The following is a 15,211-nucleotide window of genomic DNA, read 5'->3' as shown; positions in this document are numbered from 1 at the left end:
ATCGTGGAGGGCCGATTCCGCCATGGTGAATTACCACACGCCAGTTCTGTTAGAGGAGGTCCTTCATTATATAGAACCCCACAGCAAGAGGCTCATTGTCGATGGCACCCTGGGGGACGGGGGGCACACGCAGGCAATGCTAAACGCCGGGCCGTCATTGCGGGTCCTGGGTATCGACCGGGATTCCGAAGCTCTGGAACGGGCCAGATCACGATTGGCCGCATTCGAGGAGAGGGTCATTTTGGTGCACGGCAGCTTCAGCGAAGTCAAAAGCATACTGGCCCGGCACACGCCGGAGACGCCGATGGACGGCATATTGCTGGACCTGGGCGTGTCGTCCCGGCAACTGGACGTCCCCGAGCGCGGGTTCAGCTTCCGTCACGACGGGCCGCTGGACATGCGCATGGACCCGAATCAGGACTGCCCCACGGCAGCCGACCTGCTCGCAACGCTCTCCGATGGCGAGCTGGAAACGATTTTTCGCAAGTATGGAGAAGAGAAACGACCCAGACAACTCGTACGGTTTATCCGCAAAGCGCAGGGCTCACATCCTATCAAAACAACCTTCGAACTATCCCAAATCCTCTCCAGCGCGGCGAAACCGTCGCGTGTTCCCCGAATACACCCGGCCACCAAAGCCTTCCAAGCCCTGCGCATTGCGGTTAACCGTGAGTTGGACCACATCCAGAAAGCGCTCGAAGACGCTCTCGAATGCCTGCCGCCCGGCGGGCGCATGGTGGTGATCTCCTTTCATTCTCTCGAAGACCGGATTGTTAAAGATTTTTTTCGCACCGAGGCGAAAGGCTGTGTGTGTCCGCCGAAGATGCCGGTGTGCGTGTGTGGACGCAAAAGCAGGCTCAAGATTCTGACCCGGAAGGTGGTCAAGCCGTCGGAAAAAGAAATCGCGGCCAACCCCCGGTCCTCCAGCGCGCGGTTGCGCGCAGCGGAGCGCATCCATGTCTGATCAACGCCCGTGGCTGAGGTGGGCCCGCAACCAGATTCACCTGTCGCCCGCGGAGTTCCGCGTGGTCGTCATCGTGCTGACGCTGTTTTTATTCGGAGCGCTGTTCTATGTCTGGCCCAACGTGCGCATGGTCAAGCTGTCGTACGAGTTCCAGGCCCAGCAACGCCTTCACACCCAGCTGCTCCGCGAACACACCCTTCTCAAGTTGGAACGGGACAGCCTGCTGTCTCTGGACCGGGTCCAGTACCTGGCCGAACACCGGTTGGGAATGCAACACCCCCAGCCGGAACAGATCGTCACGATCTTCGTAAAGTAGTGAGGCCACGCGCATGCGCCGCATCAAAAAAAATTCACCGCAATCCCTGTACTCCGCCCTGAAGGGACGCATGACCGTGGTCTCGGTTCTGATCGTCGGCTTCGGCCTGGCGCTGGCGGGGCGGCTGGTGCATTTGCAGATCTTCCAGCACGACGACCTGCTTTCGCAGTCCCGCAAACAATACGTGCGGACGGTGGAAATCGCCACCGGCCGGGGCCATATTTTTGATAGAAACCGCAGCCTGCTGGCCACCAATCTCGACGTCGAGTCCGTTTACATCGATCCCCGCGAAATCTTCGATCCGGTAGCAACCGCCACCACCCTGGCCCGCACCCTGAACCTGGACCCGAAAGACGTGCTGGAAAAAGTACAGTCCAAAAAACACTTCGTCTGGATCAAGCGCAAGGGCCGTCTCGATGAGATCGCCCGGTTGCACCAGCTCGATCTGCCCGGCGTCGGCTTCATTAAAGAGAGCAAACGGTTTTACCCGCGCCGCCAGCTGGCCGCCAGCACGCTGGGGTTCGTCGGCCTCGACAATCAGGGTCTGGCCGGCATCGAGCACGAACAGCACTCTCTATTGAAAGGCAAGCTGCGCCGCAAGGTGGTGGAAAAGGACGCGCGGGGCCGTTACCTGCAAACCGGGCTGGGTGAAGACCCGCTGGGCCAGCGCAATCGCGACCTGGTCCTGACCATCGACGAAGTCATTCAGTTTTACGCCGAGCAGGAGCTGGAAAAACAGGTGCGCGCGTCGCAGGCCAAAAGCGGCCTGGTCATCGTCATGGACCCCAACGACGGCGGCATCTATGCCCTGGCCTCGTACCCGGGATTCAACCCCAACAACTTCGCCGCGTTTCCGCGCACGCTGTGGGGCAACCCCGCCGTGTCCAACGCCTATGAGCCGGGTTCGATCTTCAAGCCCATCGTTGTCGCCGCGGCGCTGGAAGAAGGCATCGCCCGCCCCAACGACATTTTCTTCTGCGAAAACGGCAACTACGAAGTCGGCGGCGTCCACATCGGTGAAGCCGCCAACCACAAGTTCGGCTGGCTGACGTTGCAGAAAATCATTTCCAAATCCAGCAACATCGGGGCCATCAAGGTCGCGGAAAAACTGGGTGAGAACCGTTTCCACGAATACATCCGCAACTTCGGCTTCGGCAGCCGGTTAGGCATCGATCTCCCCGGCGAAACCGCAGGCACGGTGCGCGATCTGTCGCAGTGGTCGGGGTTGTCTTTGGCGTCCATTTCCTTCGGCCACGAGATTTCGGTATCGCCCATGCAGATGACCGCCGCCATGGCCGCCATCGCCAACGGCGGCCTGCTGCTGAAACCGCACCTCACCCACGCCATGCTGAAAGACGGCGAGATGGTGGCGCAACCGGAACGGCAGGTCATCCGCCGCGTGCTGACCCGCCACACCAGCCGCCAGATGATCGACATGCTGAAGCAGGTGGTCAAAAACGGCACCGGCAAACAGGCGGCCATTCCCGGATTCGAGGTGGCAGGCAAAACCGGCACCGCACAGAAGATCGATCCTGAAACGCACACGTATTCCACCTCCGCCTACCTGGCCTCGTTCATCGGCTTTGTGCCGGCAGACGCGCCCCGGCTGGTGATCCTGGTGATGATCGACGAACCGCAGAAATCGTACTGGGGCGGAGAGGTGGCAGCGCCGGTGTTCCAGCGCCTCGCGGAAAAAACCCTGCGCTACCTGCACATTCCATCCAGCAAGGAGCGTGTTTTTGTTCTGGACCGGACATGATTGTCGTCAAAACGAACACGGGGACAAATGAACATTCACCCTCTGCAAACTGTAGGGTCCACTTTGTGATGAACCAGAAACTCGCCAAATTGATCAACGGATTTCCCCTGCAGAATCTGGTGGGGACGCTGGACCGCGAGATCGGCTCGATCGCCTACGACTCGCGCAAGGTCGAGCCGAGCGCGCTGTTTGTGGCCATGCCGGGGCTGCATCACGACGGCAGCCGGTTCATCGACGACGCGTTACAGAAAGGCGCTGGCGCCTACATCACCGAATCCAGTGTCGAAGACTTGATGGAGCAGGGCATCGGCGGCCAGAACGCCACCGGTATTCACGTCACCGACGCGCGCCACGCCCTCGCCTGGGTGGCGGCGCGGTTTTACGGCGATCCGTCACACCACATGGAACTCACCGCCATCACCGGCACCAACGGCAAAACCACGCTCACCTACCTGCTGGAAAGCATTTACAAGGCGAACGACGAACCCAGCGGCGTCATCGGTTCCATCAACTACCGCTACGCCGACACCCTGCGCCCGGCGCCGATGACCACGCCGGAAGCTCTTGAGATCAATCGCATGCTGGCGGAAATGTGGGCGGCAGGCATTCAACGCGGCGTCATGGAAGTGTCGTCGCATTCCCTCGCCCTGAAACGCGTGCGCGAACTCAAATTCGCCATCGGCGTGTTCACCAATTTCTCGCGCGACCACCTCGACTATCACAAGACGCTCGACCACTACAAAAAAAGCAAGAAGAGCCTGTTCCTGGACTGCACCGTCGGCAAACAGGTGATCAACATCGACGACGACGTCGGCCGCGAACTCGCCGCCGAGCTGCCACAGGTCACGTTGACAACGGGCATCGATCAGTCGGCGGACGTCACTGCGGAAAATTTGAAGATCGGACCCGACGGCGTGCAGTTCAGGTTGAAAACGCCTTATGGCGCCACAGAAATCAAGTCGATGCTGCTGGGCCGCCACAACGTGTACAACATCCTGTCGGCAGCTGCCGTGGGAGTCATCCAGGGCATCACTCTCGACACCATCGCCCGCGGCGTGCGCGAACTCGCCCGGGTGCCGGGCCGTTTCGAAAAGGTGGATGAAGATCAGAATTTCATCGTGGCCGTGGATTACGCGCACACCGACGATGCGCTCGTCAACGCGCTCAAGGCCGCGCGCACGGTGACGACCAACCGGGTGCTGGTCGTGTTCGGCTGCGGCGGCGACCGCGACGCCACCAAGCGTCCGGTCATGGGAAAGATCGCCGTGGAACTGGCCGACTTCGCCGTCATCACCTCGGACAACCCGCGTACGGAAGACCCGAACCACATCATCGACCAGATCTGCGCCGGCATCCCCGACGAGATCGACCCGGAAGGCCGCTACATGGTGCTGCCGGACCGGCGCGCCGCCATCGGCTTCGCCATCAACAAGGCCGAGCCCGGCGACCTGGTGCTGATCGCGGGCAAGGGGCATGAGGATTACCAGATCATCGGTAAGGAAAAAATTCACTTCGACGACCGCGAAGAAGCCGTCGCCGCGTTGCAACAAAGGTTCAATGTGAATGGATAGCGATTTGAATACCGTACTCGAAGCCACCCAGGGAGAACAGGTTCGGGGCGAAGCGTCGGCGCGCTTTTCCGGCGTGTCCATCAATTCGCGCACGCTGAAGGCGGGCGAACTGTTCTTCTGTATCCAGGGCGACCGCTTCGATGGCCACGATTTCCTGAACGACGCCATCGCCAAACAGGCCGCGGGTGTCATCGTTTCCGATCGCGCCCGGTTGCCGCTGGATCGCATGGCCGACGGACCGTTCGCCGTGCAGGTGCCGGATACCTTGAAGGCGTTGCAGGACCTGGCGGCGTTTCACCGCAATCAACATAAAGTGCGCATGGTCGGTGTCACCGGCACCAATGGCAAATCGACGACAAAAGAAATGATCGCCGCCATCACCTCCACGCAATTCAAGACGCTGAAGACGCAGGGCAACCTGAACAACCACATCGGCCTGCCTTTGACGCTGCTCGACCTGAACGCGGAGCACGAGGTCGCGGTGCTGGAGATGGGCATGAGTGCGGCGGGCGAGATCCGCCGCCTCGCCGAAATCGCGCGTCCGGAGATCGGCGTCATCACCAATATTTCGGAAGCGCACATGGTGCACCTGGAAACCATCCACGACGTGCAGGCCGCCAAAGGCGAACTGTTCGAAGCGTTGCCGGAGACCGGCGCCGCCGTCGTCAACGCCGACGACCCCTTGGTGCGGGAACTCGTCGGCAACCTGCGCGCCCGCATCATCACCTTCGGCCTCGATCCGACCGCCGATGTGCAGGCACGCGACATCCGTTCCGCTGACGTCGGCGGCATCGAGTTCACCGCCAACGTGTTCGACGCCACCGTGCCGGTGCGGTTGCCGTTTTCCGGCATGCACAATGTGAGCAACGCCCTGGCGGCGCTGGCCGTGGGCGCAGCGCTGGGCATGGACGCCAACAGCATGGCGTCCGGACTGCAACGCACACAGGGCCTCGACCAACGCGGCCAGATTTTTGAACACCAGGGCATGACGCTGCTCAACGACACCTACAACGCCAACCCGCGCTCGATGCTGGAAGCCATCAAGACCCTGCGCGCCCTGCCCTGCTCCGGTCGCCGCTTTCTGGTGATTGGCGACATGCTGGAGCTCGGCGCACAGGAAGAAGCCGCGCACCGGAAGGTCGGACAATGGGCGGAGGAAAACGAAATCGACTGTCTCGTCAGCGTCGGCGTGCTGGCAAAACTGGCTGCCGATGCCGCCGTCAACGCGGGCATGAAGCGCGACCACGTGCACAGCGCGGAAACGCACGACGAGGCCGCGCAATATCTGACGCACCACGCACGCAAAGGCGATTGCCTGCTGTTCAAGGGGTCCCGGGGATCGCAAATGGAAACCGTGATTGAAAGGTTCACCGGCTCGGACCGGTAAATTCAAACCATGTTCTATCACCTGTTCTATCCGCTCAGCGCTGATTATTCGATCTTCAACGTGTTCCGTTACATCACGTTCCGCTCGGCCTACGCCGGCATCACGGCGCTGTTGCTGTGCCTGATCTTCGGCCCCATTGTCATCCGCTCTCTGCAGAAGCTGGAAATCGGCGAGACCATCCGCACCGACGGTCCGCAGTCGCACATCACCAAATCGGGCACGCCAACGATGGGCGGCCTGCTGGTGCTGTTCACCTTTCTGCTGGCGACGTTGCTGTGGGCGAACCTGACCAACCTGTACATCTGGTTGCTGATCTTCGTCGCCGTCGGTTTCGGCCTCATCGGTTTCGTGGACGACTTTCTGAAGCTGCGCAAAGGCAACGGCCTCACGGCGCGCACCAAAATTTTCTGGCAGATCCTCGTCGCCACGGTGGTGGGATTGTTCTGCACCTACTTCGATCCCAACCGCATGGGTTTCGCCACCAATCTGTACGTGCCCTTCTTCAAGGATTTCACGCCCGACATCGGCGGCTGGTACGTGGTGCTGATCGTCATCGTCATCGTCGGCACCTCGAACGCAGTGAACCTGACCGACGGACTCGACGGCCTTGCCATCGGTCCCATCATCATCGCCACATTGACCTACACGGCGTTGGTGTACATCACCGGGCATTTCAAATTTGCGGGCTACCTGAACATCCAGTACGTGGGCAGCGCCGGCGAGCTGGCGGTGCTGACCTCGGCCATGGTCGGGGCCAGCCTTGGCTTTCTCTGGTTCAACGCCTACCCGGCGCAAATGTTCATGGGCGACGTCGGTTCGCTGTCGCTGGGCGCGATCCTGGGCACGGTGGCGGTGATCGCCAAGCAGGAACTGCTGTTGATCCTGGTCGGCGGCATCTTCGTCATCGAAGCCCTGTCGGTCATCATCCAGGTGGCCTGGTTCAAATACACCGGGGGCAAACGGTTTTTCAAGATGGCCCCATTGCACCATCACTTTGAACACATGGGTTGGGAAGAGCCCAAGGTGATCGTCCGTTTCTGGATCATCGCCGTGGTACTCGCCATGCTCAGCCTGAGCACATTGAAATTGAGATGAACTTATGGACCTGAACGGCAAATCCATCGCCATCGTAGGCCTCGCGCGCACCGGCATCGCCACGGCCAACTTTCTGGCTGCGCACGGCGCGAAGGTGACGGTGTACGACCAGAAACCGCGCGCCGAACTGGAACACGCCGTGGCGCAGCTGGCGGACGGCATCGACGCCCGGTTCGAGACCTCGGCTCCGGAGAGCGACGCGCCGGAGGGCAGCGCCCTCGACCTCATCGTGCTCAGTCCCGGTGTGGACATCCACAACCCGGCGCTGGAGCCGCTCCGGAAATGCGGCGTGGACATCGTGAGCGAACTGGAGTTGGCGTCACGTCTTTGCACGACGCCGATCATCGCCATCACCGGCACCAACGGCAAGACCACGACCACGTCGCTCATCGCGGCGTTGCTGCAGAACGCGGGCTACGACGTGAAGGTGGGCGGCAACATCGGCGTGCCCTTCGTCGCGCTGATCGATCCGCCGCCGAAAGATTACATGGTGCTCGAAGTCAGCAGTTTCCAGCTGGAAGGCGCGAGCACGTTTCATCCGTTCATCAGCGTGATCCTGAATCTGACTCCGGATCACCTCGACCGGCACGGCTCAATGGAACACTACGCCGCCTTGAAGGGGCGCATCGCCGCCAACCAGACCGAAAACGACTGGATGGTGGTCAACGCAGACGACCCCTGGGTGAAAAAAATGGCCGAGGACCAAAAAGCGGAACCGGTTTGGTTCAGCACGCAACGCGAAATCCTTGCGGGCGCATACATGGAAGAGCGCACCGCCTGCCTGCAACGCGGCGGCGCCGCCATCCCGGTGGTTGAACTGGACGATTTGAAACCGGCGCTGGCCCGGCAGATGGAAAACGTGCTGGCGGCCATCGCCACCGCCTACCTTGCTGGCGTGGACCCGGCGGCCATGTTGCCGACCCTGCGCGAATTCGAAAGCCTGCCGCATCGGCTGGAATGGGTGCGCACGTTGAACGGTGTCGATTTCATCAACGACTCGAAAGGCACCAACATCGGCGCCGTCGAAAAATCGCTCAAAAGTTTCGATCGCCCGGTGATCCTCATCATCGGCGGTAAGGACAAGGGGAGCGATTTCTCGCTGCTCACCAAGGCGTTCCGGCGCGGTGTCAAACACATGGTGCTGATCGGCGAAGCCCGGCAAAAAATCCAAGCCGTGTTGAACGGCTCGTTCGTTTATGAAGAGGCAGACAGCATGGACGCCGCCGTCAAAGCGGCCTACGCGGCCGCGGAGCCGGGCGACGTGGTGTTGCTGTCGCCGGCCTGCGCCAGTTTCGATATGTTCCGCGATTATGCGGACCGCGGTGATCGTTTCCGCGATTGTGTGAACCGTTTGTAAATGGAATGACAGAGCCCATCGGGGGTTCTTCACGAATGATGCGTTATGGGACGAAACAACTCAGAACAGGGATGCGACCGCATACTCGCTTTCGCCGTGGCACTGCTGGTGCTGATCGGCATCGTCATGGTGTTCAGCTCGAGCGCGGTGTATGCGATGGAGGAGTACCACGACTCCTGGTACTTCCTGAAGCGCCACATCCTGTGGGCGATCCTGGGAACGGCGCTGCTGCTGGCGGCGAAGTCGGTCGATTACCACAAACTCGAGGGCGCGACCTACATCATCATGGCGGTCACCGTGCTGCTGCTGATCGGCGTCATGTTTCCCCAAATGAGCAAGGAAGTCGGCGGCGCACGGCGCTGGCTGGTGATCGGCGGCTTTTCGTTCCAGCCGTCGGAGCTGGCCAAGTTCGCCGTCATCCTGTTCATGGCCAAGTCGCTGGTCAAGCGCGCCGACAAACTGGGCAACTTCGCTTACGGTTTTTTGCCGAACCTGATTGTGCTTGGCATCTTCTTCATGCTGATTCTGCTGCAGCCGGATTTCGGCACGGCACTCATCATTTCGATTGTCTGCTTCACCATGCTGTACATCGCCGGGGTGAAAAAAAATTATCTGATTTATTCGGTGGCCGCCGCCGCGCCGTTTCTGATCTCGGCGGTGTTGAGCGCCGAGTACCGCAAACGCCGCCTCTTGTCGTTCCTCGATCCGTGGGCCGACCCCTCGGACACGGGGTTCCAGGCGGTGCAGTCGTTCATCGCCTTCGGACGCGGCGGCCTGTGGGGACTGGGGCTGGGCGACAGCCGGCAGAAACTGTTTTATCTGCCGGAAGCGCACACCGATTTCATCTTCTCCGTCGTCGGGGAGGAACTGGGATTTATCGGCACGCTCGGCATTCTGGCTCTGTTCCTGCTGGTGTTGTGGCGTGGTTTCAAGATCGCCTACCACGCCAAGGACATGTACGGCACACACCTGGCCATGGGCCTGACTTTGCTGGTCGCCATTCAGGCGTTCACCAACATGGGCGTGGCGGTGGGGCTGCTGCCGACCAAGGGATTGACGCTCCCGTTCATCAGTCTGGGCGGGTCGTCGTTATTGATCACCATGCTGTGCATGGGGGTTTTGTTGAACATCTCGGAACATACGGTCCGACGTTGATGCAAACACGATGGCGAACTACGTCGTCATAGCCGGAGGCGGAACGGGAGGACACCTGTATCCCGGCATCGCCCTCGCCAAAGCGCTGAAAGCCATGGACGCAACGATCGAAATCACATTCGTCGGCACCCGGCACGGGATCGAAGCCCGCGTGCTGCCGCGCGAAGGCCTGCCGCTCAAAACCATCCTGTCTGGCGGCTTGCTGGGCAAGAAGGGACTGGGGCGCTGGGTGTCGTGGTGCAAGCTGCCATTGGGCCTCGCGCAATCGCTGGGATTTTTGATGGGCAAACGCCCGAACCTGGTGGTCGGCGTCGGCGGTTACGTATCGGGTCCAGTGGCGGTGGCGGCGTGGCTGCTGCGCATCCCCATCCTCGTGCACGAACAAAACACCGTACCCGGCGTCACCAATCGCCTGATCGCCAAAATGGCCGACAAGGTCGCCGTGTCGTTCGAAGAGTCGCGACGCTACTTCCCGGCGGACAAGGTGGTGGAGACAGGCAACATGATCCGCGAGGAATTTGCGAAAGAGCAGGAGCCGGAAGCGTGGCAACCGGGGCAACCGTTCCATGTGCTGGTGCTGGGTGGCAGCCAGGGCGCCCAGTCGATCAACGCGGCGATGATGGAAGCGCTGGAACCTTTGCAGGGCGTCAAGGACGACCTCCACATCGTGCATCAAACCGGAGAAAAGGACGAAGCGCGGGTTCGGCAAGGTTACGAACAGGCGGGATTCACCGCCCGCGCCGAGGCATTCATGTACGACATGGAAGAGCAGTACAGGAAGGCGTCACTGGTGATCTGCCGCGCCGGGGCCACCACCCTGGCGGAAGTGACGGCGACGGGCAAGGCTTCGGTGCTCATCCCGTTTCCATTCGCCGCGCACAATCATCAGGAACACAACGCCCGCGTGCTGGAAGCGGCGGGCGCGGCGGAGGTGATCCTCGACCGCAACATCAAAGGACACAAACTGGCCCAGTCCATCCTCGACGCCATGCAGCATCCCGAGGCATTGCAGGAGAAGGCCATGAACAGTTATCGATTGGGACGGCGCGACGCCACTCTGCGGGTGCGCGATGTGTGCCGTCAACTGATGGGCGCGGCCACGTAACAGGCCGCCCTTTTTAACAGGAAGGATCATGAGCTCCCATGTTTCTGGGGAAAACACGACGCATTCATTTCATCGGTATTGGGGGAGCCGGCATGAGCGGCATTGCTGAAGTGCTGATCAACCAGGGTTACGAGGTGACAGGGTCCGACCTGTCGCGCTCGCCGGTCACCGAACATCTGGAAAAAGCCGGCGCGACGATCCATTACGGCCACGCCGCCAGGAACGTCGCCGACTGCCAGGTGGTCGTCACCTCCAGCGCCGTGAAGGCGGACAACGTGGAAGTGAAGGCGGCGCGCGACCAATCAGTCCCGGTCATCCGCCGCGCCGAGATGCTGGCCGAGCTGATGCGCATGAAATACGGCATCGCCATCGCCGGCACACACGGCAAAACAACGACGACCTCGCTGGTGGGGACGCTTTTGGCCGGAGGCGGGCTCGACCCGACGGTGGTCATCGGCGGCAAGCTCAAAAGCGTCGGCAGCCACGCTCAACTGGGGCAGAGCCAGTTCCTCGTCGCCGAAGCGGACGAAAGCGACGGTTCGTTTTTGAAACTGACGCCGACGGTGGTCGTGGTCACCACCCTCGACGAGGAACACATGGAATTTTACGGAACGCTCGACACCATGAAGGAAGCTTTCCTCTCGTTCATCAACAAGGTGCCGTTCTACGGCACGGCGGTGCTGTGTCTCGACGAGGTCGAAATTCAGTCGCTGATCCCGCACGTGGAAAAACGCTTCATCACCTACGGGTTGACGAGCCAGGCCGACTACACGGCGCGCAACATCCGCTTCAAAGGTCTCGACACCTGGTTCGACGTGTTCCATCAGGGCCGATCACTGGGCACGCTGCATTCCGTCGCGCCCGGACGCCACAACGTGCTCAACACGCTGGCGGCGGTGGCGGTGGCGATGGAACTCAACCTGACTTTCGACATCCTCGCCGACGCCCTGAAACAGTTCCGCGGCGTGCAGCGCCGCTTCGAAATCATTCACGACACCGAGCCGCTGGTGGTGGTCGATGATTACGGCCACCACCCGGTCGAAATTCAGGCAACGCTGCGCACCGTGCGCGAAGTCTGGCCGGACCGCCGCCTCGTGGTCGTGTTCCAGCCGCACCGTTACTCGCGCACGAAATCTTTACTGAAACAATTCTGGTCTTCGTTTCACCACGCCGATCACGTGATCGTCAACGACATCTACGCGGCAGGCGAAGACCCGATCGAAGGCGTGACCGCCGAACGCCTGGTCGAAGGCATCAAGGACTTCGGCCACAAGCACGTGGAACACCGCAAGGACCGCAACGACACTCAGGACCGCCTGACCCACCTCCTCCAGCCCGGCGATGTGCTGCTGACGCTGGGCGCGGGGAACATCTGGGAACTGGGACGGGAACTGATCGCCAACCTCCCCGCCGGGCTCCGCGGCGGGAACGCAGGAAAGGATGCCTCTGCATGCTGAACGATCCCTGGAAATCCAGACTCATCCGTTTCGCCCACATGAATCACGGGCACAACGTCCACTTTGCAACCGTCACCGATGTGCCCAAAACCATACTCGGGAAAAAATTTTTCAAGAGAAACGCCATGACCCGATCCATGAAATGGCTGGATACCCTTCAGGGAGAAGTGCGCCAGAACGAACTGATGTCCCGGCACACGTCTCTTTGCGTGGGCGGCCCGGCCGACTACTTCATCATTCCCAAGAGCCTTGAAGACATCAAAACCATTTTGAAGAACCGGGGCGAGATGCCGGTCTTCGTGCTGGGAGAAGGCACCAACCTGCTGGTCGCCGACCGCGGCATCAGCGGCATCGTCATCTCCATCAAGGAAATATTCAAAGCCATCCAGACGCCGATCTTCTCGCGCCTGTCGAGCGGCGAGGAAGTCGCCTCCGTGCGCGTTGGCGCGGGCGCCAAGATGTCCTACCTCGTCAAGTACCTGGCCAAGTACTCGCTGACCGGGATCGAAGACCTGGTCGGCATCCCGGGATCGCTGGGCGGCGCGGTGGTGATGAACGCCGGGGCCGACGGCACCGAGATCGGCGACGTCATCCGCAGCGTCACGCGCATCAACGACGACGGCGAAGTGGAAGTGCTGACGCGTGAGGAACTGGTGTTCCAGTACCGCAAAACCACCTTCCCCACACCGGGCGGCATCGTCATCGAAGCCGAACTGAAACTGAAAAAAGGCGACCACATGGCCGTGCAGAAAGCCATCGACCAGCACCTCGACCGCAGGCGGCAAAAACAGCCGCTGACGCTGCCCAACTCCGGCTCCGTATTCAAGAACCCGGAAGGCGACACCGCCGGGCGACTGATCGAAGAGGCGGGCCTGAAAGGCTTCAGCATCGGCGATGCGGCGGTCTCCATCAAGCACGCCAACTTCATCGTCAACCAGGGCGGAGCCGCAGCCGCCGACATCCTGGAGTTGATCGAAACCGTGCAGAAGGTGGTGAAAGACAAAACCGGCATCGATCTCGAAACCGAGATCGTGGTCACCGGCGACTGGGATTGAGTGGAATGAAAACGCGGGTGGAATGAGGGACGCCCGCATGAACAACCGAATATGGTCCGCAGCACAAAGGCACCCCTCCTTCCTTTGCCCCGACCTTTGGCCGGGTCGGGGGCGGACCAGTAATTTTTTAGAAAGCCGGGAACGCGTGTGCAGTCATTGAACGACAAAACCATCGGCGTCCTGATGGGCGGCCTGTCGCAGGAACGGGAGGTGTCGCTGACCACGGGCCGCGAAGTGCTGAACGCAATTCAGCGGCTGGGCCTGAAGGCGGTCGGCATCGACGCCGATCACGATGTGATGACGAAGATCAAAGAAGCGTCCATCGACCTCGCATTCGTCGCCCTGCACGGCACCTACGGCGAGGACGGCACCATTCAGGGCCTTCTCGAATACGCCGGCATCCCGTACACCGGGTCCGGCGTGCTGGGCAGCGCGGTGGCCTACAACAAGGTCACCTCCAAGGAGATTTTCATGCAGAACGCCATCCCGACGGCACCGTACCAGGTCCTGCGCCAGGGCGAACGCGACGCGTTCCAGCGGCAGTTGGAGTTGCCGGTGGTGGTGAAACCGTCGGACCAGGGATCGAGCCTCGGCGTCACCATCGTGCGCGAGGCGGGAGAGTTCGAGGCGGCGCTCGACCTGGCGTTCCGCTACACGGAGGAAGTGGTGATCGAACAGTTCATCGACGGCAAACTGCTGGCCATCGGCATGCACGGCGAACAGCCGATGCCGATCGTGCACATCCGGCCCAAGTCGGGGTTCTACGATTACGAATCGAAGTACACGCAAGGCAAGACCGAGTACCTCTGTCCGGCGGCGTTGACCATGGTGGAACGGGAAACCTGCCAGCAGGTGGCCACCGGCACGTTCAAGATTCTGAAGGGACGCGGTTTCCCGCGCGTCGATGTCATCCTCTCCGACGACGGCGTGCCATATGTGCTGGAGATGAACACGGTGCCGGGCATGACGCCGACCAGCCTGCTGCCGATGGCGGCGAAAGAGGCGGGCCTGTCGTTCGACGACCTGGTACTGGAAATTTTGAAAACCGCACAACGCGATTACACGGACTGAGATTTTATCATGGTCGATTACACCTCCACATCGCCGCGCAACCGGTCTTCCGGCTGGAAGCAGGCGCACACGCAGCGGTCGAAGCGGCAGAAGACGAAAGCCGTGCGCTACCGCACCTCACCGAAACGCGAGGTCAACGTGCAGACGGTGTTGCGCATCGGTCTCGACTGGGGTGCGAAATGCGTGCTGGCCGCAGTGCTGGTGTACGGCCTGTTCCACGGGTACCTGTTTTTCACCACGGCGCCGCAGTTCAACATCAGCCGCGTCACCTTTCACGGCAACAAAACGGTCAGCGCCGAAAACCTGTACGCCGTGGCGGCGCCGGTGTTCGGCGAAAACATCTTTCATGTCGATCTCGAAAACGTGCTGACGCCCATCCGAAGCGACAACTGGGTGCAGGATGTGTCGGTGATCCGCAAGCTGCCGCAGAGCCTGCATATCCATTTGCAGGAACGCGTGCCGTACGCGCGCCTGCAACTGGAGCGGGTGTACCTGATGGATCACTACGGCGTTCTCATCGCCCTCGATTCCGGCGGCTACGACGCCCTGCCGCTGATCCAGGCGGGCGCTCTCGACCGTGTGGAGCTGGGCAAACCGGTGCACATCGACTGGGTCGTCCCCGGTTTGCAGGCGATGAACTCGCTCAATCAACTGGAGGCGTTCCGCGAACGCCCGTTCAACGCGGTGCGGTTCACCGAACCGCATCATCTGATGTTCACGTCCGGCACCCGCGAGGTGACGGTGCGCATGGCGGTGGACCGGCTGGCGGAAGGCTTCGGCAATTTCAAAATGGTTCTGGAAGCACTGCAATCCGACATCGCGACGGTTCGGTTCATTGATCTGTCCTTCGCGGACCGCGTGGTGGTTCGCGACGATCCGGCGGGCGGGGCAGCCACACCGATCAAGAAGTCATAACAGG

General features: G+C 61.1%; 13 protein-coding genes. All 13 read left to right on the top strand.

Translation table 11 applies throughout. From position 1 onward, the window contains the following. The first annotated feature begins 22 nt into the window (after nucleotides 1-22). Nucleotides 23-964 carry a 16S rRNA (cytosine(1402)-N(4))-methyltransferase RsmH gene (gene rsmH / locus QML71_RS04050; protein ID WP_282010623.1) on the top strand — a complete coding sequence of 314 codons (942 nt, stop codon included), beginning with the start codon at nucleotides 23-25 and terminating at the stop codon, nucleotides 962-964. Next, nucleotides 957-1,280, top strand: a complete 324-nt coding sequence (locus QML71_RS04045) for a cell division protein FtsL (RefSeq protein WP_282010622.1) — start codon at nucleotides 957-959, stop codon at nucleotides 1,278-1,280. The genes rsmH and QML71_RS04045 overlap by 8 nt, the downstream gene beginning before the upstream one ends. 13 nt (nucleotides 1,281-1,293) lie before the next feature. Then, entirely contained in the window at nucleotides 1,294-3,039 is a 1,746-nt protein-coding gene (locus tag QML71_RS04040; protein WP_282010621.1) for a peptidoglycan D,D-transpeptidase FtsI family protein, read from the top strand. Between the two features lie 68 nt (nucleotides 3,040-3,107). Continuing rightward, nucleotides 3,108-4,610 carry a UDP-N-acetylmuramoyl-L-alanyl-D-glutamate--2,6-diaminopimelate ligase gene (locus QML71_RS04035; RefSeq protein WP_282010620.1) on the top strand — a complete coding sequence of 501 codons (1,503 nt, stop codon included), beginning with the start codon at nucleotides 3,108-3,110 and terminating at the stop codon, nucleotides 4,608-4,610. Then, complete coding sequence (locus QML71_RS04030; RefSeq protein ID WP_282010619.1) at nucleotides 4,603-5,997, top strand: UDP-N-acetylmuramoyl-tripeptide--D-alanyl-D-alanine ligase; 1,395 nt, start codon at nucleotides 4,603-4,605, stop codon at nucleotides 5,995-5,997. The genes QML71_RS04035 and QML71_RS04030 overlap by 8 nt, the downstream gene beginning before the upstream one ends. 9 nt (nucleotides 5,998-6,006) lie before the next feature. After that, the gene (gene mraY, locus QML71_RS04025) at nucleotides 6,007-7,092 is read left to right on the top strand and encodes a phospho-N-acetylmuramoyl-pentapeptide-transferase (RefSeq protein ID WP_282010618.1); all 1,086 of its coding nucleotides are present in this window, start codon (nucleotides 6,007-6,009) and stop codon (nucleotides 7,090-7,092) included. 4 nt (nucleotides 7,093-7,096) lie between these two features. After that, the gene (gene murD, locus QML71_RS04020) at nucleotides 7,097-8,449 is read left to right on the top strand and encodes a UDP-N-acetylmuramoyl-L-alanine--D-glutamate ligase (RefSeq protein ID WP_282010617.1); all 1,353 of its coding nucleotides are present in this window, start codon (nucleotides 7,097-7,099) and stop codon (nucleotides 8,447-8,449) included. 45 nt (nucleotides 8,450-8,494) lie between these two features. After that, nucleotides 8,495-9,604 (top strand): putative lipid II flippase FtsW, encoded by a 1,110-nt coding sequence (gene ftsW / locus QML71_RS04015; RefSeq protein WP_282010616.1) that lies wholly within the window; start codon nucleotides 8,495-8,497, stop codon nucleotides 9,602-9,604. A gap of 10 nt (nucleotides 9,605-9,614) precedes the next feature. Further along, nucleotides 9,615-10,709: an undecaprenyldiphospho-muramoylpentapeptide beta-N-acetylglucosaminyltransferase gene (murG, locus tag QML71_RS04010; protein WP_282010615.1), complete on the top strand. Its 1,095-nt coding sequence runs from the start codon at nucleotides 9,615-9,617 to the stop codon at nucleotides 10,707-10,709. A gap of 38 nt (nucleotides 10,710-10,747) precedes the next feature. Continuing rightward, nucleotides 10,748-12,166, top strand: coding sequence for a UDP-N-acetylmuramate--L-alanine ligase (murC, locus tag QML71_RS04005; protein WP_282010614.1), 1,419 nt, complete (start codon nucleotides 10,748-10,750; stop codon nucleotides 12,164-12,166). Then, nucleotides 12,160-13,221, top strand: coding sequence for a UDP-N-acetylmuramate dehydrogenase (gene murB / locus QML71_RS04000; RefSeq protein WP_282010613.1), 1,062 nt, complete (start codon nucleotides 12,160-12,162; stop codon nucleotides 13,219-13,221). Before murC ends, murB begins: the two co-directional genes overlap by 7 nt. 147 nt (nucleotides 13,222-13,368) lie before the next feature. Further along, nucleotides 13,369-14,292, top strand: a complete 924-nt coding sequence (locus QML71_RS03995; RefSeq protein WP_282010612.1) for a D-alanine--D-alanine ligase — start codon at nucleotides 13,369-13,371, stop codon at nucleotides 14,290-14,292. 9 nt (nucleotides 14,293-14,301) lie between these two features. Then, a complete protein-coding gene (locus tag QML71_RS03990; protein ID WP_282010611.1) occupies nucleotides 14,302-15,207 on the top strand; it encodes a cell division protein FtsQ/DivIB in 906 nt (301 codons plus the stop codon). Nucleotides 15,208-15,211: the final 4 nt, after the last annotated feature.

It is taken from the genome of Nitrospina watsonii (assembly GCF_946900835.1).
Lineage (GTDB): Bacteria > Nitrospinota > Nitrospinia > Nitrospinales > Nitrospinaceae > Nitrospina > Nitrospina watsonii.
This window is presented reverse-complemented; position numbering and strand designations above follow the sequence as displayed.

Coding starts and splice junctions, on each gene's coding strand:
- rsmH (WP_282010623.1), top strand. CDS start 23: ATGGTGAATTACCACACGCCAGTTCTGTTAGAGGAGGTCCTTCATTAT.
- QML71_RS04045 (WP_282010622.1), top strand. CDS start 957: ATGTCTGATCAACGCCCGTGGCTGAGGTGGGCCCGCAACCAGATTCAC.
- QML71_RS04040 (WP_282010621.1), top strand. CDS start 1,294: ATGCGCCGCATCAAAAAAAATTCACCGCAATCCCTGTACTCCGCCCTG.
- QML71_RS04035 (WP_282010620.1), top strand. CDS start 3,108: ATGAACCAGAAACTCGCCAAATTGATCAACGGATTTCCCCTGCAGAAT.
- QML71_RS04030 (WP_282010619.1), top strand. CDS start 4,603: ATGGATAGCGATTTGAATACCGTACTCGAAGCCACCCAGGGAGAACAG.
- mraY (WP_282010618.1), top strand. CDS start 6,007: ATGTTCTATCACCTGTTCTATCCGCTCAGCGCTGATTATTCGATCTTC.
- murD (WP_282010617.1), top strand. CDS start 7,097: ATGGACCTGAACGGCAAATCCATCGCCATCGTAGGCCTCGCGCGCACC.
- ftsW (WP_282010616.1), top strand. CDS start 8,495: ATGGGACGAAACAACTCAGAACAGGGATGCGACCGCATACTCGCTTTC.
- murG (WP_282010615.1), top strand. CDS start 9,615: ATGGCGAACTACGTCGTCATAGCCGGAGGCGGAACGGGAGGACACCTG.
- murC (WP_282010614.1), top strand. CDS start 10,748: ATGTTTCTGGGGAAAACACGACGCATTCATTTCATCGGTATTGGGGGA.
- murB (WP_282010613.1), top strand. CDS start 12,160: ATGCTGAACGATCCCTGGAAATCCAGACTCATCCGTTTCGCCCACATG.
- QML71_RS03990 (WP_282010611.1), top strand. CDS start 14,302: ATGGTCGATTACACCTCCACATCGCCGCGCAACCGGTCTTCCGGCTGG.